We start from the raw sequence: 22,075 nt of genomic DNA, 5'->3' as shown, positions 1-22,075 counted from the left end.
GAAAACCTGGCACTCTATTCACTAATCACTATTCACCAATCACCTGCTTTCAGCCATCTCAGCATCTCTTCAGTCGCTTTCTCAAGTTCAGCCAGTGTTCCATTGTTGTCAATGTAATAATCAGCCCTTTTTTCGTATTCTCTCATCATTTCCTGCTGCTTCAGCACATTTTCTGCAAAATCTCTGCCGTTGCGTTCAATCAAGCGGGCTTCCAACAGTTTCTGATCAGCCCTGACAAAAACTGTCTGAGCACAGATTTTGTCAAAGCCACCCTGATACAGGATTGCAGCTTCCAAAAAGGCTGTTGTCAGCTCTCCCTGAATCAGTTTCAAAAGTTCAGTGATTCTGGTGATCATCCAGGGCCAGGTGATTTGATTAAGAAGGGAAAGCCTTTTCGAACTTGAAAAGACGATCCTGCCGAGTTTTTTCCGGTCTATTTCTCCAGCAGACAGGATTTCAGTCCCGAATTCAGCTGTCAGGACATTCCTGATTCTCTCATTCCGCAGAGCCTGATGTCCTATGTTATCAAGATTGAAGATGAGAAAGCCTTTCTTCCGTAAAATTTCCGAGATACTGCTTTTTCCTGAGCAGGCCTGGCCTGTGAGGCCGATAAGACGAAAGTAATGTTTTGTCATTGCTTTGAAGCTGTTTGCTTAGAATTTGCAGGCAGTATAGTTCCCATATGAAAACTTTCGAGGATCGAGGTTCGAGGCACGAGGTGCGGGGTACAGGCATCAGAAGTTTTTCCTTCTGTACCCCCGAGCCCAGGACCCCGAACCCCGGACCACTTCGTTGATGTTAATGAGTGTTTAACATACATATGTTATTTAAGCTTAAAGCACTCCAGTTCCTTCTGCAATTCATGCTTTTTATCTGATTCCGGAAGTTCGGCTGTCAGATCCTTTAACCTCTGAAGTTTTGAGCGCAGAAAATCAAAGTAACTGTTTAATGAATCCGCAAGTTCGAACAGGAGATCAGTCCTGCGCAGCGTGATTTTTTCGGTCATATCACCAGTCAGATACTTTGAAATCCTGCGGCCGAATTTATAAATCGGTCCGGCGATCCGGTGGGAGATCAGGATACCCATCACGAACAGGATCAGGATGTCGATTACAAAAAGAAGCAGCAGGCGTCCCTTGAATGTTGCGATCGCGGAGTCGATGATGGAATTCAAACCTGCTGCCTCAGGCTCTGAAAGAACGAATTCCTTGAAAAAAATTGCGAAATAAGTGAAATTGGAAAATGTGATCACTGCAATGATCAACACCATTACCAGGAAGGAAAAAACCAGGTTGAGCTGGGTTTCGCGGTCAATGAAATAGCGGCTTCTAAACGCCATCCTGCCCCCTCAATGGAATCGAATCAACTCCGAACTTTCTCAAACAGTTCCTTGTATTTCTGAGCAGAGCTATTCCAGGAAAAATCAGCTTCCATAGCATTGTTCACCAGTTTTTTCCAGAGTTTGGGAGCACGGTAGGTTTCGCAGACCCGCTTGATGGCTCTGATCATGGAAAGCGGGTTATACTCTTCAAACACGAATCCATTTCCAGATCCGTCAGCAGGGTCAAAATCAATGATCGTGTCGGACAATCCACCGGTCTTCCGCACAACCGGAATCGTACCGTAGCGCAAAGCATACAACTGGTTCAACCCGCATGGCTCGACTTTCGATGGCATCAGGAAAATGTCAGCTCCGGCCTGGATCTGATGGGCGATTTTTTCATTGAATTCGATTCTTACTCCTAGTTTGTCAGGGTGTTTCGCCGCAGCAGCAGCCAGAAATTCCTCATATTCCGGCTTCCCCTTTCCCAGAATCACAAGCTTCACTTGCTGCCCCATGATCTCAGACAGTGCGTTATGAAGGAGATCTATCCCCTTCTGTTCGTCCAGACGGCTGACAATTCCGATCAGAGGACGGTCGTCAATCGGCAGGCCGAACATTTCCAGGAGGCTGAGTTTGTTTTTGGCTTTCCCGGCTGCAGATTTCCCTGAATTATATGTTTTCTGGATCAACTTATCGTTTTCAGGATTCCATGTCTCATAATCGATTCCATTAACGATTCCAACCAGATCATTGCTCCTCTCTGCAAGCAAACCTTCCAAACCGCAGCCCATTTCCTGGGTTTGAATTTCTCTGGCATAGGTGGGAGAGACAGTTGTAATCTGATCTGCAAAGACAATGCCTGCTTTCAACAGATTAATTTTACCATAGAATTCAATTTTCTCAGGGGTGAAATAATCCCATCCCAGGCCGGTCAACGGCATGTCCAGATGCCAGAAAATCCCCTGATAGGCTAAATTATGAATCGAAAACACTGTCTTTATCCCGTGGTAAAAAACATCGTCACTGTAAAGCGGAGATTTGAGATAGGCTGGGATCAGACCAGTCTGCCAGTCGTTGGCGAAAATGATGTCAGGTTTGAACTGGATAATCTTCATCACTTCCAGCACTGCCCTGGAAAAGAAGATAAAACGGGAGGCATTGTCATCATAATCGCGTCCCTTGACCTGGTATAATTCGTCGCGGAAGAAGAACCGGTCGTTCTTGATAAAGTAGACTGAGGCCTGAGTCTTGGGTATTTTGGCTTCTTCAACTTCCCCGAGATAGACATTGCCCGCAAGATTCACTGAGAATTCCCCGACTTTGCTGGTATTAGGCCGCATGTTATAAACACTTTTATATTTCGGGATGATCAGCCGGCAATCCACTCCAAGTTTAGACAGGGCCGCAGGAAGCGAACCTGCAACATCGGCCAGGCCGCCGGTTTTGGCAAAAGGTGAAGCTTCGGATGCAGCCAGCAGAACCTTCAATTCTTTCATCATTTTCCTCCAGGATTTATAAAATTTCAATTGATTCCACGGAATGGAACAGGAATAGTCTAATGAATTTCAAACGAATTGGCAAATGATCGAAAGAAGGTTACCCCAAAAAATGTAGGGATGCAGCATGCTGCATCCCTACAACAAATCGATTTTATCAAATTCTAGAAACAAACATCCAGGCTCAGTCTTAGGATGCTGACATCATCGACCAGGTAAAAATTCTTGCCGTCAGTACCTGTGGATCCGTTCACATTGCCGAATCCATCGCCGCAAAAGCCATGCACACCTGCAAATGGATTCGTGCTGCCTGAAGCAACCTGGGTTCCGGCAACGGATGCTGTTTCATTCCGGTTCACGCTGATCTTCCTGTAGGTCAGGCTTAAAGTCGTGTTTTCCTTGTACTGATAAAGATAGCGGCCGGTGTAAACTTTCCTGCTGTCAGGTTCTGACAGTGCAGCGTAAACATTGTTGTCGTCGATCTTTTCGAAACGACCGAGCAGAGTGCTCTTTTCGGAAACCTTGAATGAAAGTTCAGTCATCAGGTCATCGAAGTTCATGCGGTAACCGGCAGGATCGAACAGAATGTCATCATCAAAATCAAGGCAGGTGTTGTAACCCCAGAGCGTGCCCTGATTGGAGTCCATCGGGCGATGGAACCATTCGCCGAACTTGTCGTACTGCAGTGTGAGCGATGTTTTCTTGTCAGCGTCCCATTTCAGGCCCAGCAGGTAACCCGGGTCCCCGCTCTCAGTAGAACCGTTGCCGTCAATGTCAACGTCCTCGTCCCATCTCAGCCTGGAATACTCTCCGAACAGTTCCAGCGACTCCGCAGGTTTTCCGGACAGGGAAAGGCCGCACCAGTTTTTCCTGTGCACATGTTTCCAGGGGACTGTGGCATCGCAGAAACCAGCCCCGGTTCCTGAGAGAGGATCGCGCTGATTGACTAAGTAAAGTTCAGCCTGCACATCATTCAGGTTGAAATACCAGTCAGTGTATATTAGATCGATACCTGCATTATCGTTGCTGACCCCGAGCGAACCGGTGTCTGCAGAGTCGCTCTTGACGCCCGCGACCGTGACTGTGGTATCATGCTCGGAAATTTTCTTTTCAGCCAGGATTCCGTCGCCCATGCCTTTAATGAGCAAGCCCTGGCCGATCGTGAAATGCTGGCGTCCGAATTTCATGTCATCAGCCCAGCCGAAGAAATCCTTCACACCTACATATGAATAATATGTCCTTAAGTCACTGTCCTGATTGAAGTTCAGGCCTGCGCCGGTAAGTCGGCCGCTTGTCCAGTCTCCTCCGCTCGTGTTCCAGTAGCCGAATTTCTCGAAATGAGAGGCAAGGTAGACGTCAGGGGTGATGTCCATGTCCATGATCAGACAGAGTTCACTGAATGTGTAAGCCAGGTTCATGTCGCTTCCCACTGAGGATTCACCATAATCAAGATTCTCATTCCAGGTAAAGATGTTCCCGCTGATGTTCAGGTTGCCGAATCCGGCATTTCCCGCTTTCAGGGTAGTCAGGTCGTCTTTGAGCACTGTCATGTCATCCTTGACTGTTTTCATGTCGTTTTCCAGGCTGCTTGCCTTGACTCCCAGCAGGGAAAGTTCGTCTGCAAATTCCACAGTCAATTTTTTGATGCTGGAGAGATCGGCTTTGCCAAGCTTCGCTTTCAGACCAGGCGTAGTGTGGAGATTTTCAACCAGTCTGGCGATCACAACAGCCAGGTCATATCTGGTGACAGTTTTTCCGCCCTGGAAAGTGCCATTGGGAAAACCTGTGATAATTCCACGTTCAGACAATTCACTCACTGCTTGGACTGCCCAGTGATTCTTGGGGATGTCGGTAAAAGGAGTTGCATTGGCTAAAAAGGCGATCAGCAGGATGAAAGAGATCAGTACGCGTTTCATGGGCATTGCCTCCAAGAAGTTTATAAGTCCATATCTGTATAAAAACCTAAGACGGTTTTTATACAGATATGGATAAGTTAAAGTAAAGGAGGGGAAATTTCAATTATACAGGATCATATTCGTAGGGGCACCCCTCGCGGGTGCCCGAACTATCATGCAAATCACCGATGAAGAATACATATTTTCACAATCCCTTTAGAATGGGCAACGGCAAGCGTTGCCCCTACGTTCTTAACTTTCAATAAAAAAAGAGAGCCTTGCGGCTCTCTTTTTTATTAACTCGTTAGATATGAATTAGAAATTCACATCAAGCTGCAGTCTCAGTTCCTTCACGTCGTCGATGTTGATGTTGACTGCATTGACATCGGTCTGTGCAAGACCTGAAGTGTTGCCGTAGCTGTCGCAGTTTGTGCCATGGACACGTGGGAAGTATGCCGGATAGTGCTGTCCTGCGGGATATCCACCAGCAACTGCAAGAGCTGTAGTATTCTCTTCGGCGTTGATGGTTCTGTAGGTCAGTCTCAGCGCTGTATTCGGCTTATACTGATACTTGTAAATACCGGTCAGGACGATCCTCTTGTCTTCCGGCTGGTTGACAGCGTATGTCCTGTTGTCGGCAATGCCTTCGTAGCGGGCGGTCACTGTGGACTTTTCGCTCAGGTTGTGGCTGACTTCAGCCATCGTGTCATTGAAGCCCTGCAGATAGCCCATCTGGCTGAACAGGAAGGTCTCATCTGGATCCAGGTATGTGTCTGTATCATACACTGCACCAGCGGTGACGCCATTCCAGGTCAGAGGGCGGAAGAACCATTCTTCAAACTTTGTGTACTGCAGTTTGAAAGCTGTCTTCTTGTTGACGTCCCAGTTCAGTCCGGCCAGATAGCCAGGGTCGCCGTCTTCGCAGACGCCGTCGCCGTTGACATCAACTGATTCGTCCCAGGTCAGCCAGGAATATTCGCCGTACAGGGTCAGTTCCGGTACCGGGTTTCCGGACAGGCCAATGCCGGTCCAGCTGTAGTTCTTTACATGCCTCCAGAGGCCGCCGGCTGTGCAATCTTCGAGGTTGCAGGCGTTCTGGGCAAGAGCGGCCGGGGCAACGGCAGCAGCCTGGGAGCCCGGATCTCTCTGATGGACGTAATACAGTTCGGCCATCACATCTTTCAGATCAAATGTCCAGTCTGTATACAGCAGATCCAGACCGGAGTTGTCATTGGTGGTAGCGGGTGAGGTCAGGCCATTGTCAAAGTCGTTCATCTTGAGTCCGCCGACGCGGGCAATGATGTTCCTCTTGTGATCAACAGCTTTCATGCCAGTGATGCCGTCGACAACGCCCTTCATCAGAAGGTCATGGCCGAGTGCCACTCTCTGGCGGCCGAATCTCATCTGATCAGCCCAGCCGAAGAAATCCTTGATCTGGATGTAGGCAAGAGCGGTTCTCAGGTCAGTGTCCTGCTGAGTTCTGAAAGCTGTGCCCATCGCTGCATTCAGGGATGACCAGTCGCCGGCGCTGCTGTTCCAGAAGGAGAATTTCTCAAGGCGCAGAACAGAGGTGATATCCGGGTCAATCATCATGTCGAAGTTCAGGCCGAGCTTGTCCATGAAATGATTGTCGTTCAGGATGTTCTGGATCTTTGTCTCGCTCCAGCTATAGTCCTCGAATCTGATCAGGTTGTCGCCTGTGATCTTGATCTTGCCGCCCTGTCCGCCAGTGGATTTCAGGGTTTTCACATCTTCCTTGATCACGGCAAGGTCGTCTTTCACTGCGCTCATTTCATCTTCCAGAGCCGTGACTTTCACGCCCAGGAGAGAAAGTTCGTCAGCAAATTCCACCACGAGCTTCTGAACGCTGTCCAGGTCGCCTTTGCTCATCTTGGCTTTGATACCGGGAGTAGTGTTCAGTTTCTCAAGCAGTCTGGCGATGATCACTGCCATATCATAGCGGGTGACAGCTTTGTTGCCCTTGAAGGTTCCATCCGGATAACCGGTGATGATGCCCTTCGCGGAAAGCTGAGTCACTGCATCGTATGCCCAGTGATTGAACTTCACATCAGAGAACGGGTTTGCGAAAGCAGCAACTGTGAATGCGCATAACACGATAATCATAATTGTCTTCATAGGATTTAATTATCCCCCTTATAGATTGTGTGCGCTTTTTTGGTCTTTTTTCAGGGGATTCTTATCAGAGTATCCAATGTTTCCTCTCATATCTCTTCCCCGTAATCCAGGCCTTATTTTGCGCAGCCAGCTTTCCATCTTCCAAGGTGCGGGATAATATTCACACCTCCTTTCTAGCACCAAAGCGATGTCTGAAAGCTTGGCGATAACCATATTACATGATTCGAATTCAGAGTCAATATAGGAAACACGAATACCGGATAACCGAAAGAAGATTCGAAGTCAAAGGTTCGGGGTTCGAGGCTCGTGGTTCGGGATTCAGAGTCCGGGTTGTACCTCGAACCTCGTACCTCGTACCCCGTGCCTCGTACCCCGTGCCTCGAACCTCGTACCTCGTGCCTTTGACCTTTACCCCTTTACCTTCAGCAGATTTAGCTTTTCTTTCACTGCAGCTATTTCCATTTTCAGGTCCTGCGCCAGAAATTCGAAATCCTTTTCAGCCAGTTTGTGATCCGGAAAATTTTTCGTGACATTCTTTAAATATGAATATTTCAATTCATCCATGGAGTATTCAGTAGCTTCAATCTGGTTGATATTTTCCGGGATCACAATCTCAATACCCGGTTTGTTTTCAATGGGGTTACCCCGTCTGACAGTGACTCCATTTTCCCTGGCAAAAGTCAACTGCGCAAAAGGATGCTTGCCGGCTCCGGTATACTCCGTCTCCTGAACTGCGATAATTTTATCCTGCGGGAGTTTTCTGGCCAGAGAAATGGCAGCAGTGAGGGAAGTGTTTCCCGCTGGGCCGCGTTCCAATCCTTCCAGCAGAGCCAGCAGCTGCGTTGTATAGAACACCTCTCCCTGCGTCACCAGATAATAACCATCCAGGTAACGGAGAGGTCTGGCCGCGTTCCTGGGTACATCCACCCGGTCCGGCCAGGTGGCGAAAGGGATGCCGAATCCGGTGTGTCCTGTGGTAAATGACTTGCGGTTGAAATCCCTGTCAGAGGCCATGTGCAGTCCGCTCAGATCTACACTGACACCCAGGACCTTGGTCTTGTCTGCTCCGGCCTTCTGCAAACCTCGCGCGGTCCCTGTCACATTCCCTCCTCCGGCATGGGTCACCATCACGCAATCCGGGTCTTGTCCGGCAATTTTTCTGACCTGTTCAGCCAGTTCAAAGCCTAGCGTTTCCACTCCGGCAATCCCGAACGGAGTATAGAGCGAAGCATTGAAAAATCCCGTATCTTCCAAGGTCATCAGCAGATAGTAAAACAGTTCGGGTCCAACCGACATCTGCAGGACTTCCGCTCCATAAGCCTCGCACTTCCTGGCTTTTTCCAGAATCTCGGGCTGCCCTGTTTTTCTGCTGTCGTAAACCTCCTGCACTATGATGCACTTGAGCCCTCTCTGCGCCGCCTGTGAGGCTACCGCAGCCCCATAATTTCCACTGGTAGCGGCGATCACCCCTTGATACCCCTTTTTCTGCGCTTCAAAGATCGAGACCGAAGCCCGACGGTCCTTGAAACTGCCTGAAGCATTAGCTGCCTCGTCCTTCAAAAAAATCCTGGCACCATATCCTTTATTACTGTTCCGGCGGACCATAGAGGTCAGATTTTTGAGCTCAAACAGCGGAGTATCAGCAACCTTGGTTTCTCTCTGGATTCTAAAAATCTCATCCAGGGGGTATCCTGCTTTTTCCATCATTTTCTCGTAATCAAAGGCTACCGGGGAAATTGTGAATTCGTTATAATCGATTCCCATGGATTTACGCATGATTTCGGATTTGCGGCTTAAGACTGCGGAATAGTTATTATCCATAAGTCCTCCAAATCGGGTTCGGGGTTCGTGGTTCGCGGCTCGGGGCTCGGGGCTCGGGGTTTAAGATTCAGAGTTAACACCTCGTACCCAGGACCTCGCACCTCGTACCTTAGTTAGGCTCATTATGCAATTCCCTGCTGATTTCCATGAGTTCCAGTACAGGCTTGCCGTAATTGTGTGTATAAGCAGGGTTTTCTGCCACCAACCTGCCCCTGATTGTGCGCCCGATCAGGGTCTTTATCTCGACTTCATCTCCGATTTTCGCGTCCATCTTCAGAAATCCGTTCACCCACATCATGTACGGGACTTTTTTCGTGTCTTCTGGAATGTTTGCCGCCCGTTCTCCTGGCTTGAGAATCATTTTTTCAATCTGGACAAAGGTACCTTTTTTGACCATAAAACAGCTCCTGCAAGTTTCAGTCATTTTATAAGGATTATTCTTTACGGTCAATTTAGGAAGTGAATAGTGAATGGAGCAGAGGGATTCAATTTCTGATCACTAATCACCATTCACCACCTGTCGGCCGTTCACTTCCCTCATTGATTGCCCTTTCGGCTTTTAGTTGGTACTATTCTATCATGAAAAAAGACACTCTGGACCCTGCAAAACGGAAAGAATATCTGAAAATGTTCTTCGATTACCTGCATTATGAACGGAATTATTCCCCTCATACAATCCGCGGATATCTGAAAGATGTAGAGATGTTCCTGGATTTTCTTGAATCAGAACAGGATTTCAAAGTCGATCTGCTGATCCTGCGGGGTTTCCTGGCCAGAATGCAGAAAAAAGGGCTTTCCAGGCGTTCGGTGTTCAGAAGAATTTCCGCGCTCAAAACCTTTTTCCGTCTCCTCAAACGCAAAGACCTGTTCGACGAAGAATCTGTATTTCTGATCACCACTCCCAAACTGGAGAAAAAACTTCCTCAATTCCTCTACCAGGATGAGGTTACTCAACTGCTGGATTTTGAAGGATTGTCCCCAAGGGACCGGGCGCTGCTGGAAACAATTTATGCTTCCGGACTGCGGGTGAGCGAAAGTGTTGGCCTGAACACAAAAGATATCGATTTCAAGGAAGGGCTGATCCGGGTAATGGGTAAAGGCCGCAGAGAAAGAATCATTCCGATCGGAAGCAAGGCACTTTCAGCCATCAGGGACTATCACGCAGTTCGAAATCCGGTCCTTGACAAGGGCGCGGTTTTCCTGAATCAGCGCGGCCGGCGCCTCACAGACCGCTCAGTTCGCAGAATCCTGGACAAGGCTATCCACGAACTGGCCATGAATAAAAAAATCTGCCCGCACTCCCTTCGTCATTCATTTGCAACCCATCTGCTGGAATGCGGAGCAGATCTGAGAACCGTGCAGGAACTGCTGGGGCATGTCAGCATCGGGACCACACAGATTTATACTCATATCAATGGAGACAGATTGAAGGAAGTGTATAATAAAGCACATCCGAGGGCATAATAAAGGTTCGGGGTACAAGGTTCGAGGTACGAGGCAGAAGGAGAAAGAAAAGGATTTAGGCACGGCTGCAATCTGTTCTGTGTCTGTAACCCCGGACCACGAACCCCGCGCCTCGAGCCTGTTAACTGGAGGACTCAATGTTTAAAGGAACAACCGTGATCGCACTGAAAAAAGACGGCCACATCGTGATGGCAGGCGACGGCCAGGTCACGTTCGGCGATTCCATCATCAAAGGCAAGGCGAAGAAAATCCGCAGGATTTTCAACGACAAGGTATTGCTGGGATTTGCGGGCTCTACAGCCGACGCTTTCACACTTTTCGAACGGTTCGAGGCCAAACTGGAGGCATTCAGCGGCAACCTGAAGCGGGCGGCTGTGGAACTGGCCAAGGACTGGCGGACAGATAAAATCTTGCGCCACCTGGAAGCCATGCTGCTGGTGGCTGACCTGGAAAATTTCTTTCTGATTACAGGTTCCGGGGATGTGCTTGAACCTGACGAGCAGGTGATCGCAATCGGCTCAGGCGGAAATTACGCGCGATCTGCCGCTCTGGCATTGCTGGATCATTCGAATCTTTCAGCCAGGGAAATAGCCCAGGAATCGATGAAAATCGCCGCCAGAATCTGCATTTATACGAATACGGAAATCTATCTTGAGGAACTTTCATAATTAATACGGGCAAACGGCCGTTTGCCCCTACATTCCAGAGGTACTCATGGAAAACTTGACACCTAAACAGATTGTCGCTGCTCTTGACCGCTACATCATTGGCCAGGACCAGGCCAAGGTCGCAGTGGCCATCGCCCTGCGCAACCGCCATCGCCGCCGCCTTGTCTCAGATGAAAAAATGCGCGAGGAAATATTTCCCAAAAACATTATCATGATCGGTCCCACCGGGGTAGGCAAAACCGAGATAGCCAGAAGAATCTCTGATCTCTCTGATGCTCCCTTCATTAAGGTCGAAGCCACCAAATTCACAGAAGTCGGTTATGTTGGCCGCGATGTCGATTCAATGGTGCGCGACCTGGCTGACATGGCTGTCAGCCGCCTGAAAAAGCGACGACTGGCCGAAGTGGAAGATGAAGCCAGAAAGGCTGCAGTGGAACGGATGATCGACTACCTGCTGCCGCGGAAGCGGGACTTCAATCCGCTTAAATCGATACTTTCAGGTATCTCCCAGAATCGCGAGGAAGGGAATGGTACCGAAGAAGAGGAAAGCCACCAGAAGACCCGGGAAAAGCTCAGAGCCATGATCGCGGAGGGCAAACTGGCAGAACGGGAAGTGGAGATCGACATCCAGGCTTCCCCGATGCAGATGGTGGAAATTTTTTCCAATGCAGGGATGGAGGAATTCGGCATCAATTTCCAGAATATGATGGGCAACATGTTTCCCAGACAGAACAGAAAAAAGAAAGTCAAACTCAAAGAAGGTCTGGAAATCTTAAAAAACGAGGAGGCGCAAAAACTGGTCGATCTGGATGCTCTGGTAGCTGAAGCTATGGAAATGGTAGAGAATAACGGCATCATCTTCATCGACGAAATCGACAAGATCATCTCCCACGGTGAAGGCCACGGTCCGAATGTATCCAGAGAAGGCGTGCAGCGCGACCTGCTGCCGCTGGTGGAAGGAACAACGATCGTGACCAAGTATGGTCCGGTGAAAACCCAGCATATCCTTTTCATAGCAGCCGGTGCGTTTCACGGGGCGAAACCTTCGGATCTGATTCCGGAACTCCAGGGACGTTTCCCGATCAGAGTGGAGCTTGGAAGCCTCGGAAAAGAAGACTTCATCAAGATCCTGAAAGTACCTAAAAATGCGCTCACCCGCCAATACCAGGCACTTCTTGCCACCGAAGGAATTGAGCTTGAGTTTACACCAGACGGGATTGATGAGATCGCCGAAATCGCCAGGGAGGCCAATGATAAAATGGAAAACATCGGAGCCCGCAGACTTTATACAATCATGGAAAAACTGCTGGAAGAACTCTCATTTTCTGCTCCGGACCTGGCTAAAGAAAAAATCACAGTCAACAGCGAGTATGTAAAAAACAAACTGGAAGCGTTTGTGAAGAATACGGATCTTGGAAAATACATACTATGATCTGTTTCTTTAGTAAGGGCGCAGCATGCTGCGCCCCTGCGGTATGCGTTTTATGAATAATCCTCTTATCGACAAATTTGCCCGCCTGATCTGGGAAAAAAATAAAGTCATGAATCTCGTAGGATTCAAGGACTTCGAAACATTTTTTACAGAAGGCATCTCTGACTCGATTTTCACAATGGAACTGGCAGCTCGTTTTTTCAATGGCAGCGGGCGCATCCTGGATATAGGAACAGGTGCCGGCATTCCAGGAATTATTGCAGCCATCTTTTTTTCAGGGAGCAGGGTCACACTGGTGGAGTCTCAGAGAAAAAAAGCGGAATTCTGCAGAACTGCAGTGCAGGAGCTTGAACTGCCTGACTGTACAGTCAATCAGATCAGAGCCGAGGAATTCGACGGTTTTGAATGCTTTGATCTGGCTTTCTGCCGTGCGGTTTCGTCACTTCCGGTTACACTGGAGTACACAATACCCTTTCTTAAGATCGGTGGAGTGTTTATCGCACATAAGGGAACTAAAGCCGAGGCTGAACTCTCCGGCTCTCTGCAGGCTCTCAAACTGCTGAAAGCTGAATTGCTGGAGAAGGCGGTCCAGGGAACTAAGGAATATCTGGTGTTCAAGAAAACCGGACGCTGCCCCAAGGGTTACCCGCGCCGCACCGGCATACCCGAGGCCAAGCCACTGAGCTAGCAACAACAATTCACCTAGGCAGATCAAAAATGGCCGGATGCGAGGCGTTCCAAGCCTGAGGAGCGGAGTGTACCTAAAAGTACATGGAGTGACAAAGGCGAGGAACAACGAAGCAGACGATCGTTTTTCAGCTGCCTGGTACGTGGGACTTGACAAGCAGGTTCCAGACCAGACTGCATCAGGCTCTATTGAGAGATTTCAAGCCAGTATCCGGTCTCTAAAAAAATGATTGCGGGCATTGCCGGGGGCCTCTATAATTTGTGGGATATCGTTCTTTCAAACTTATACATAGATTGTAATGGAGGGTACCGTATGGAAAGCTACTGCCGGATCTGCGGAATTCTTCTTGAAAATATTTCCCCTGAAGTCAAGTGCTGTGAAGAAGCCATCTGTAACGAGCGGTTTCAAGCGCTGATTCTCGGGGAAGAAGCGAAGAAGAAAAAGAAGAAAACTGCCAGAATGAGATCCCTTGAAGTACAGTTCCGCCCCTGGAGTTCCGGTTGCATCGACAATCTTTATAAAAACATGCTCTCCTCCTGGCCCCCTGAAAAAACTGCCAAAGAGACCAACCGTGACCTGGAGGAAATCAAGAAAATGATGTCCAGAATCAATGACGAGGGCTTTGACAAAATTTACTATGAACTGCTTGAAAACGAAAAGGAGATGAAGAAGCGCAACCGCAAGAACGCCGAAAGGAAAGACTGAGATGAACCGGCTGAAAAAAATCCTCTCGGTGATCCTCTTCTTTTTCACCTTGAATCTTTATGCCGGAGATCGTCTGTATCTCGCCATACTCTGGCATCAGCATCAGCCTTATTACTATAATCCAGCCACTGACATGTTCAGCATGCCCTGGGTCAGGCTGCATTCGATCAAAGATTATTTTGACATGGCCAAAGTCCTGGAAAAATTTCCTGGGGTGGAGATCAATTTCAATCTGGTTCCCTCTCTTCTCCAGCAGATCGAAATGTATGGAAATGGAAAAATGGATTATCTGATGACACTGCACAGGAAAAAGGTCGGAAATCTTTCTGATGATGAACGGTTTTATCTGATCGAGCGCTGTTTCGACATCAGCTGGGATAAAGTGATCGCGAATTTTCCGAATTACAAAAAACTGCTGGACAGGAGGGAAAAGCTGAAAAAATCAGAGGCCTCCAGAAGCAAACTGCTGTCGGCATTTAACAGAAATGACCTGCTTGACCTGCAGGTCTGGTTCAATCTGGCCTGGTTTGATCCGTGTTTCAGGGAATCACAGCCGCTGGTTTCTTCACTCCTGAAAAAAGGTGAGAGATTCACTTTTTCTGAACTTCAGCAGCTTCTGGACCTGGAACTGAAGATCATGGGCGAAATCATACCCTTGCACAGGACCCTTTTCCAGCGCGGCCAGATCGAGCTTGTGACCACGCCTTTTTACCATCCGATCCTTCCTCTCCTTCACGATATCAGGGACGCCAAAACCGCAATGCCTGATACGGAACTGCCGGATTATGAAAACGCCGATTCCGTTGCCTGCGACCAGGTTTCCCGCGCAGTGCGCTTTTTTTCCTCCAGGTTTGGCAAGAACCCCCAGGGAATGTGGCCTGCGGAAGGGTCTGTCTCTTATGGTGTGCTTCCAATTTTTGAAAAAAATGGTGTGAACTGGGTGGCCACAGACGAAAAAGTACTTGCAAAGACCATTGACAAATACCCGCACCGCACTGACGGAAAAATGGAAAATCCGCAGGATTTCTGCACCCCCTATCAGATTTCGATCGGAAACGGGAAAAAGATCGCTATTGTCTTCAGGGATACATATCTCTCGGACAAGATCGGATTCGATTATTCCGGAATCCCCGCCGAACAGGCAGTAGAGAACTTCATGGCATATCTTGCGGACATCCGTGAAAAAACCAGGAAAGAAGACCGGAACTGCCTGGTCACAGTGATCCTTGACGGCGAAAATGCCTGGGAGAATTACAAAAACGACGGCCATGATTTCCTGGAGCTTCTCTATGCCACAATTTCAAAGACTGCCTGGCTCAAAACCACCAGGATCAGCCCTTATATCCGCTCCAATGCGAGCAGCCTGCCTGTGCTTAACCATCTCTGGCCCGGGTCCTGGATCAATGCGGATTACAGCACCTGGATCGGTGAGCCTGAAGAAAACAATGCCTGGAAATACGCGTTTGAAGCTTTACGCAGATATCGACAAAAATCTCCCGGACTTTCTGAAGAAAAAGCTGAAGCGGCTTATCAGGAATTGCTGGCTGCCTTCGGCTCGGACTGGTACTGGTGGTATGGAGACGACCAGGATTCCGGCAATGATTCTGCCTTTGACGACCTGTTCCGCTCCCATCTGGCCTGTTTCTATAAAACCATCGGAGAAGAACTCCCCTCAACTCTCAAAACCACGCTGCTGAAACCCGCAACCGGAATTTCCGGTCAAAGCTCCACTATGAAGCGGAGTTTCAACGAAGAAAAGACTATCATGGAATCTGCTGATCCTGCTTCTGACGACTATGGCGCTGGAACCATCGTTTATCCAAATAATTCAGTCTTCACGAAAGGCAGCTTTGACCTCAGGGGTCTGAAAATCACTGATTCAGGCAATGATTACAGATTCATTATCAGCTATGGCTCTTTAACCAACCCCTGGAATTCCAGAGCCGGATTTTCCGTCCAGACCACGGACATATATTTCTGCGGCAAAACCGGTCACCAGGACTTACTGCCCGGGCGAGGGGCAAGTTTGAAGACAGGGGGCTGGACTTACTGTGCAAGAATCGAGGGCTGGGAATCGAGGCTGTTCACTGAGAAGAACGGTAAAATCGAGGAATGCCTGATTCTCAAGCCTGAACTGAGTTCAAGCAACGAAATCACTTTTTCAATCTCTAAAAAAACTCTGGGGGACTTGAACGGAGTTTCCCTGGTTGTCACAGTAATGGGCCAGGACGGCTATGCGGACGAAAACAACTGGCGGGTGCGTCAAGTCACCGCTAAGACTGACGAATGGAAATTCAGCGGAAAAACCGACACCTGCGAGTCCAGTATCATCGACCTGCTGGACCCGGACGGAGATCAGAAAACACAGTTGATACCCGTCAACGGCAAAGTAGAGCTTACACCGCTAAAACCAGCTTGGTCTATTAATAGGTAAAGGTTCGAGGTGCGAGGAACGAGGTACAGACCCCGAGCCCCGGTCCAAGAACCCCGTGCCCTGAAGGAGCTATATGAAAAAACGCAAAGAATATCTCCCATTCTCACTCCCAACTATCGGTGAACGGGAAATCGTTGAAGTGGTGGACAGCCTGAAATCCGGCTGGATCACTACCGGTCCCAAGGTACGCAGATTTGAACAGAATTTCGCGGAATTGAAAAAAGTCCGCCATGCGATAGCCCTCAATTCCTGCACAGCAGCTCTGCACATGGGCCTTCATGCTCTAAGCCTCCCTGAGGGATCTGAGGTCATCACCACTGTCAACACCTTTGCCGCCACTGCCAATGTGATAGTCCAGACTGGATGCAGGCCGGTGCTCTGCGACATAGAACATGACACCATGAATCTGAGTATCCCTGACCTGAAGCGAAAGATCACTTCCCGCACCAGAGCAGTGATTCCTGTCCATCTGGCCGGCCATCCGATCGACTTAGACCCGATCAGATCATTGTGCGACAGACATAAACTGCATCTGATCCAGGACGCAGCTCATGCTGTCGATTCCCTGTACAGGGATAAGCTGCTCGAAGAATACGGGGACATGGTCTGTTACAGTTTCTATGCCACCAAAGCCATCACCACAGCCGAAGGCGGGATGCTCACCACCGGACAGGATGAACTGGCCGAGAAGATCCGCATCAATGCGCTGCACGGGATGAGCAAAGACGCCTGGAAGCGTTACCAGAAGGGAGGCAGCTATGCCTATGACATTGTGACTCCCGGTTTTAAATACAATCTCACCGACATCCAGGCATCATTAGGACTCGTACAGCTTTCCCGCATGCCTGAATTCCTGGAAGCCAGACGCACCCTGGCCAATGCCTATCACAACGCATTCTCGGATCTTTCAGATTTTCTCGAAGTCCCCACTGAACGGAACTATGCGTTTCACGCTTTTCACCTCTACATTATCCGTCTTAAACTCGATCACCTAAACTGCAGCCGGGATCAGTTCATTGAACATCTTTCAAAGCTCAACATCGGGACATCCGTGCATTTCATTCCCCTCCACCTGCATTCCTACTATAAAAACACTTACAATTTGAAGCCTGAGGATTTTCCGGTCGCCACATCAGTCTTCCAGAGCATGCTCTCCATCCCTCTTTATCCAAAAATGGACCTGGAAGATGTCTTGTATGTGGCTGAAGCAGTAAGGGACGGAATCAATAAATTCAAAAAATGATATATAGAACAACTTAACTTTCAGCCTAATTCTATCACTTTTGTGTCACAGAATGAGTCGTAAAGAGTTTTTTTCTTTCCACCCAGCACAAACGTAGCTGCTCCAATCCCGAATATCAGGATCGAAAAAATGAAGAAAGCGCTGCGCAGAAAAGCAATCCCCCAGGGCAGTTCTTCCCCGTCCAGGGTTCTTACCGCAGTCCCGTTGAAAACCTGGCCCGGTGTAGCTGATTTCAGTTTCCAGAACAGCGCAAAATAGAACCATAAGATCAAAAAAGGACATTTGAGATTAAAATCGATGATCCCTTCATAGAGTCCGGCATTCCGGCGGTAAATATTGTTCCCGCTGGAAAAATCCGGTCTCCATCCATCCTGCTCTGCCCGTGAAAGGCTGATATATTGCTTGTAAAGTATTGTAGTCCTGCCAAATACGATCCATCTGGATACGCTCCAGAATGTATTCAGGATGATTAATGCAACCAGCAGAATCCCCATGTCAATTCCGAATGATTTCAGCCTCTTCATAAGATCTGCTTCTTTTGAATGAAGGCTGAATTCCTTTTTCTCGGACATTTTGGAGGAGATCGTTCTGCCTAAATCCCTGGCTTTATCGCCAATACCGGATTCCCTGAGAAACCCTTCCACCTTGACAGACATTTCCTCCAGAGACTTCTTGATTTTCGAGTCCCCCTGGGGAGTTTCGACATTTTCCTCAACCAGTCTCAGAAGATTGCTGGGAAGCTTTCCAAGCTGCTGCTGTTCGATCGGCACAATGTATACTGTCACAGGGTTAGAAATCCCCTTCAGGTCCTTAGGACCGATCTTTGTTGCAGTGATTTCATTTCTGTTCATCAGAAGATAGGTAGTTTCGCTGATCCCGATCGTGCCGCCAGGGAAGCAGTCCAGTCCTTCCATGCGTGAGGCGATGTTGACGGCATCACCGAAAATGTCATGACCTTCGATGCTGATGTCTCCGGAATTGATCACCACTCTCAGGCTGATCTTGCGGTCCTCAACCTGCTTCTGGTTATATTCCTTCAACAGAAGCTGGATGATGATGGCGCAGACCACAGCATCGGTGGCTGATGGAAAAGTGCAGAGAAAAGAGTCGCCGACTGTCTTGACGATCGTGCCGCCGTAAAAATTTATCACAGGCTTCATGAGTTGACTATGCCGCCTGATCAATCCCAGCACTTCATCACGGGAAAAAGCGGAACTCTGGGAAGTGAATCCCTGGATGTCAGTGATCATGACCGAGAGATTCTGCGATCTATTGCTTTTAGTCATAAGGCCTCCAAAGAACTGATAGTAAAATACCAAAATAAGTTCCCTGAAGCAAAAAGTCCTTGAATTCCGATCGATTCCAAATACAATTGAAATAATACAAAATACCGGGGGGTATAATGAAGCGATTTCTCACGATCTTCCTGATAATCCTGTCAGCTCTCACACTGCATGCTAACAGCAGCGAGAAAATCGCCCTGCTGGAAAACGTTTCCTGCAGCAATCTTCCTTCTGTATCCCTTGACCAGGTTTACAGTTCTCTCGACCATGGCGAAAAGGTCTTCCTGGCCGAATCCATCAAGAAACAGCTGATCGCCATGCTTCCCCCTGATTTTTTAGATAAGGCCAGTTCCTACCTCGACCAGGCCGGCAAACCCGAATACAAAAAATATCTGGAAAGCGCCATCGCGTTCCTCAAATCCACGAACCCTGAAGCTGCAGTCGCCTTTCTGGATAAAGTAGACAAGAAAAAGCCCATAGTGGTGAATCCAGCCCTCTTCAAACTCTATCATGATTACGCCTTCTCACATTACAGAGGTCAGGATGTGGAATCAGTTCCCGCATTCCTGAAGGACGGCATCGGTACAGTGTCCGGACTGGAAATCTCAGACAACCCTCCGGTTCAGAACGTGCCTAAAACCAGCTTCAATTCCAAATATGAGAGCAATGGCCGCAGCATTGGAACCCTTGATGAAGTGATCGGATTCAAGGACAGCGTGCTCGCCAATTCCATGGCTCTCGCCCAGGTTCTGAACCAGCTTTCAAACTACGGCACCAGCGGAACATACTCAGAGATCATAATGACAATCGACGGCAGAAGGTCTACTCTCCAGACCCCTGAAGATCTGGTCAGCGCTATCTACAAGAGCCAGAACCTGGAAATCACAGGTTTCGAAGCCAGGATGGGCGTGGACTTCCTCGGCTACTGCGTGAGCCAGGGCGGTTCGTACTGCCAGGTGGAAATACCCACTGTGATGACAACAGCACTTTCGGGCAGCTTCTCCCAGCCTTCAAACCATGCCGAACACCTGCTCGCAATATACAAGAAGGGCGGCACCGAGCCTCTGGCCCTGGTGAAATGGTATATGGGCATCCCGATGGACAACACTCTGCATCAGGGCACAATCTGGAAGCCAGCCATACACGCCCACTCGTCCTGGTGCGGATTCAAGATCACCCATGTCTATAACAAGCTGCAGTCACTCATCACCATGGTGGAGGGTGCAAGGTACCTGATGAAAGCCTTCAACTCGATTCAGATGGCAGCGCATTACCCGATGAACGGCTATGCTGTATTGGCGGTCTGCTGCGACTCCACCTCGATCCTGGAAACAGTGTTGAAATCAGACCCTGATTTTACCCCCTGGCCCAATACCCGCTCTCTCAAATACGACGGTTTCTATCAGCAGGTCCTTTCCCGCTTCGGTAACGGCCTCAGTCTCATCGGTGACAACCTCAACACCCCGTCCGATTCATACCCTGAGATCTATTACGGCAACTCCATCTCAACCAATTATCTCAAGAGACTGGTGCTGAATCTGCCCTTCAGGAGCAAGGAATCGATTTCTGGAGGGGTATTTGGCCCGACCTATGATCAGCTTTTCAAGCTTTCACACAGTTTCAACGAGGATCTGAACAGGGTATTCACGGATTAATAAGAAAGGGCGGACACATGGGTCCGCCCCTACTGGTTTGCATTATGTGACATGGATATCGTAGGGGTTGACCAGTGTGTCAACCCGATTTGTCATTGCCTTGAAAGGCGCATTCCTCTGAATGTCGGGTAGGTCGTGCTGTCCACAAGTTCCCCGTAAAAAGCATATTCCTGGCCTGTTTCCAGGGGAACATCGATCTCCAATCCTGAAAAATAAGCCACAAAATACATTGTCTGATACCGGTCTTTCTCCGCGTAGTAGTTAGCAAACTGCAGTTCTGACTGCTCAGGAATATACTTCAAATGCTTGACAATCCTGAATTTCAGATAAATCCTGTCCTCGCCGAAAGTCTGTACTGACTCCAGGGTTCCATTAATAAAAAAATAATCTCCCTTGCAGAACAGAGGGATCTTGGAAGACGCGGCCAGGCTGAATTTTCGGAAAGGGACCAGGGTGTCGTCCTTCTGATAAACTTCAGCCCGGAAATCCCGGACTGCAGGTACAACTTCTTTCGCCATGTAATGTCCACGCGATTCACGCTCCATAATTTTCACTTCGCCTTTGAACTCTCCCTTGTTGCCTAAAACCAGATAATGCTCATAGAGTTTCAATTGCTTGCAGGCAAGGTAAATCTGAGTACCGCAAACATTCTCGATCTTGATGATTGGAGCAGAAGCCATGATAAGGAGGGGAAGCAGCAGAAAAAGAAAAATTATTGAGCGCTTCTGCATTGCTCGATCTTCCTTTCCAGGATCAGACTCTGCTGGTAAACATTATTTTTGGGAGGCAGGGTTTTCTTGATTTTGTTGATCAGGTTCTGGGCTTCATCAAATTTCCCGTTTTCAAAGTAGATCAGGGCTAAATTATAGTTGGCCAGCACATTTTCAGGATCTTGTTTGAGAACAGTCAGGAGATGGTTGACCGCCTTATGCGGTTCCCCCTGCTTGCGATAGTAAAGCGCCAGGTTACCGCGGACTTCGATGTTGTCAGGGGCTATTTTCAAGGCTTTTTCCAGGACTGTGGAAGCCTGGTCCAGCTTGCCGCTGTCCAGATAGACTTGGGCAAGCATCTTGTAAGCATCGATATTTTTAGTGAAAGTCATCATCTTTTCAAGCGGATAGCTGGTGTCGCTTTTATGCCCAAGCAGCGCCGCATATTTTGCTGCCTGCAGAAATATCTCGTCCCTGGGCAGGGATTCGTCGCTGAATTGTCTGACCAGAACTTTAAGAGTGTAATATGCACGTTCAGTCTTTCCTGATTGAATGTAATCCTGTGCCTTTTTCCAGAGTGAAGCATCCGTCGCCCCTGGCGAGCCCGCATCTTCGCTGGTATCGGAAACCGTCTTCGTCACTTTCGGCAGTGAGGGCAAAACCATGGATTCCACCTTTGCCCGGCTTCCGGCTTGAATTTCTGAAGTCAAGTCGATTGTTGATCCTGCAAGTCTGTATATTTTGTCGAGGTAAAATTTAATCTCCCGTTCCTGTCCGGTCAGGGCCTCGTATGCCTTGAAATGCCTAAGCGCTTTGGCGAACTGGTCCCTGTAAAAAAATATTCTCCCCAGCTCCAGATGTGCTTCAGCCAGATCCGGATACTCGCGCAGAGCGGCATCGAAGCTGGAAATGGCCAGACCGACCTCTCCTGCATCAAAATACCTGCGGCCTTCATCCATAAGCACTCTGCCCGCACCTGTTGCTGCGGTCAGTTCTGAGGTTCCGGTGCCTGACAGGAGCGGAGTGATCCAGGCTAAAAAAATTAATAAAAAAAATCTCATCTGATAAATATTATTCATTGGGGAAGCAAAAGTCAAAAGTCTCAGCTTACTCAAAGAATA

General features: G+C 48.6%; 19 protein-coding genes. 9 read left to right on the top strand and 10 right to left on the bottom strand.

What is annotated here, in order from left to right; translation table 11 throughout:
- Positions 1-32: 32 nt before the first annotated feature.
- The 7 genes from coaE to ortA form a co-directional block, all read right to left on the bottom strand.
- The gene (gene coaE, locus PHW04_00325) at positions 33-635 is read right to left on the bottom strand and encodes a dephospho-CoA kinase (protein ID MDD2714316.1); all 603 of its coding nucleotides are present in this window, start codon (positions 633-635) and stop codon (positions 33-35) included.
- Between the two features lie 188 nt (positions 636-823).
- The gene (locus PHW04_00320; protein ID MDD2714315.1) at positions 824-1,339 is read right to left on the bottom strand and encodes a methyl-accepting chemotaxis protein; all 516 of its coding nucleotides are present in this window, start codon (positions 1,337-1,339) and stop codon (positions 824-826) included.
- Positions 1,340-1,362: 23 nt separating this feature from the next.
- Entirely contained in the window at positions 1,363-2,820 is a 1,458-nt protein-coding gene (glgA, locus tag PHW04_00315) for a glycogen synthase GlgA (protein MDD2714314.1), read from the bottom strand.
- A gap of 164 nt (positions 2,821-2,984) precedes the next feature.
- On the bottom strand, positions 2,985-4,736 hold the full coding sequence (locus tag PHW04_00310; protein MDD2714313.1) for an S-layer homology domain-containing protein: 1,752 nt from the start codon (positions 4,734-4,736) through the stop codon (positions 2,985-2,987).
- A gap of 294 nt (positions 4,737-5,030) precedes the next feature.
- Positions 5,031-6,851 carry an S-layer homology domain-containing protein gene (locus PHW04_00305; GenBank protein ID MDD2714312.1) on the bottom strand — a complete coding sequence of 607 codons (1,821 nt, stop codon included), beginning with the start codon at positions 6,849-6,851 and terminating at the stop codon, positions 5,031-5,033.
- Positions 6,852-7,259: 408 nt separating this feature from the next.
- Positions 7,260-8,672: a 2-amino-4-oxopentanoate thiolase subunit OrtB gene (gene ortB / locus PHW04_00300; GenBank protein ID MDD2714311.1), complete on the bottom strand. Its 1,413-nt coding sequence runs from the start codon at positions 8,670-8,672 to the stop codon at positions 7,260-7,262.
- A 109-nt stretch (positions 8,673-8,781) separates the two neighbouring features.
- A complete protein-coding gene (gene ortA, locus PHW04_00295; protein MDD2714310.1) occupies positions 8,782-9,069 on the bottom strand; it encodes a 2-amino-4-oxopentanoate thiolase subunit OrtA in 288 nt (95 codons plus the stop codon).
- 182 nt (positions 9,070-9,251) lie between these two features.
- Between ortA and PHW04_00290 the strand changes: the two genes are divergently transcribed.
- From PHW04_00290 to PHW04_00255, 8 genes are all read left to right on the top strand, one after another.
- The gene (locus tag PHW04_00290; GenBank protein MDD2714309.1) at positions 9,252-10,136 is read left to right on the top strand and encodes a tyrosine recombinase XerC; all 885 of its coding nucleotides are present in this window, start codon (positions 9,252-9,254) and stop codon (positions 10,134-10,136) included.
- 137 nt (positions 10,137-10,273) lie between these two features.
- Entirely contained in the window at positions 10,274-10,804 is a 531-nt protein-coding gene (hslV, locus tag PHW04_00285; GenBank protein MDD2714308.1) for an ATP-dependent protease subunit HslV, read from the top strand.
- A 46-nt stretch (positions 10,805-10,850) separates the two neighbouring features.
- The gene (gene hslU / locus PHW04_00280; protein ID MDD2714307.1) at positions 10,851-12,236 is read left to right on the top strand and encodes an ATP-dependent protease ATPase subunit HslU; all 1,386 of its coding nucleotides are present in this window, start codon (positions 10,851-10,853) and stop codon (positions 12,234-12,236) included.
- Between the two features lie 52 nt (positions 12,237-12,288).
- Positions 12,289-12,924, top strand: a complete 636-nt coding sequence (rsmG, locus tag PHW04_00275) for a 16S rRNA (guanine(527)-N(7))-methyltransferase RsmG (protein ID MDD2714306.1) — start codon at positions 12,289-12,291, stop codon at positions 12,922-12,924.
- 67 nt (positions 12,925-12,991) lie between these two features.
- Entirely contained in the window at positions 12,992-13,153 is a 162-nt protein-coding gene (locus PHW04_00270) for a hypothetical protein (protein ID MDD2714305.1), read from the top strand.
- 83 nt (positions 13,154-13,236) lie between these two features.
- The gene (locus tag PHW04_00265; GenBank protein ID MDD2714304.1) at positions 13,237-13,629 is read left to right on the top strand and encodes a hypothetical protein; all 393 of its coding nucleotides are present in this window, start codon (positions 13,237-13,239) and stop codon (positions 13,627-13,629) included.
- A gap of 1 nt (position 13,630) precedes the next feature.
- Entirely contained in the window at positions 13,631-16,063 is a 2,433-nt protein-coding gene (locus tag PHW04_00260; GenBank protein MDD2714303.1) for a glucodextranase DOMON-like domain-containing protein, read from the top strand.
- A 73-nt stretch (positions 16,064-16,136) separates the two neighbouring features.
- On the top strand, positions 16,137-17,306 hold the full coding sequence (locus PHW04_00255; protein ID MDD2714302.1) for a DegT/DnrJ/EryC1/StrS family aminotransferase: 1,170 nt from the start codon (positions 16,137-16,139) through the stop codon (positions 17,304-17,306).
- Between the two features lie 20 nt (positions 17,307-17,326).
- On the opposite strand, the gene PHW04_00250 is transcribed toward PHW04_00255, so the two are convergent.
- Positions 17,327-18,592: an adenylate/guanylate cyclase domain-containing protein gene (locus PHW04_00250; GenBank protein ID MDD2714301.1), complete on the bottom strand. Its 1,266-nt coding sequence runs from the start codon at positions 18,590-18,592 to the stop codon at positions 17,327-17,329.
- Positions 18,593-18,708: 116 nt separating this feature from the next.
- Here PHW04_00250 and PHW04_00245 point away from each other — a divergent pair, with 116 nt between their 5' ends.
- Positions 18,709-20,244, top strand: coding sequence for a hypothetical protein (locus PHW04_00245; GenBank protein ID MDD2714300.1), 1,536 nt, complete (start codon positions 18,709-18,711; stop codon positions 20,242-20,244).
- Between the two features lie 92 nt (positions 20,245-20,336).
- Here PHW04_00245 and PHW04_00240 read toward each other — a convergent pair whose 3' ends face one another.
- Together PHW04_00240 and PHW04_00235 are read right to left on the bottom strand one after the other, a co-directional pair.
- Positions 20,337-20,975 (bottom strand): hypothetical protein, encoded by a 639-nt coding sequence (locus tag PHW04_00240; protein ID MDD2714299.1) that lies wholly within the window; start codon positions 20,973-20,975, stop codon positions 20,337-20,339.
- Complete coding sequence (locus PHW04_00235) at positions 20,957-22,015, bottom strand: tetratricopeptide repeat protein (protein MDD2714298.1); 1,059 nt, start codon at positions 22,013-22,015, stop codon at positions 20,957-20,959. Before PHW04_00235 ends, PHW04_00240 begins: the two co-directional genes overlap by 19 nt.
- Positions 22,016-22,075: the final 60 nt, after the last annotated feature.

The organism is Candidatus Wallbacteria bacterium (assembly GCA_028687545.1).
In the GTDB taxonomy this organism is placed as follows: Bacteria; Muiribacteriota; JAQTZZ01; order JAQTZZ01; family JAQTZZ01; genus JAQTZZ01.
The sequence above is the reverse complement of the archived record's forward strand: the minus strand, read 5'-3'. Positions and strand labels throughout refer to the sequence as shown.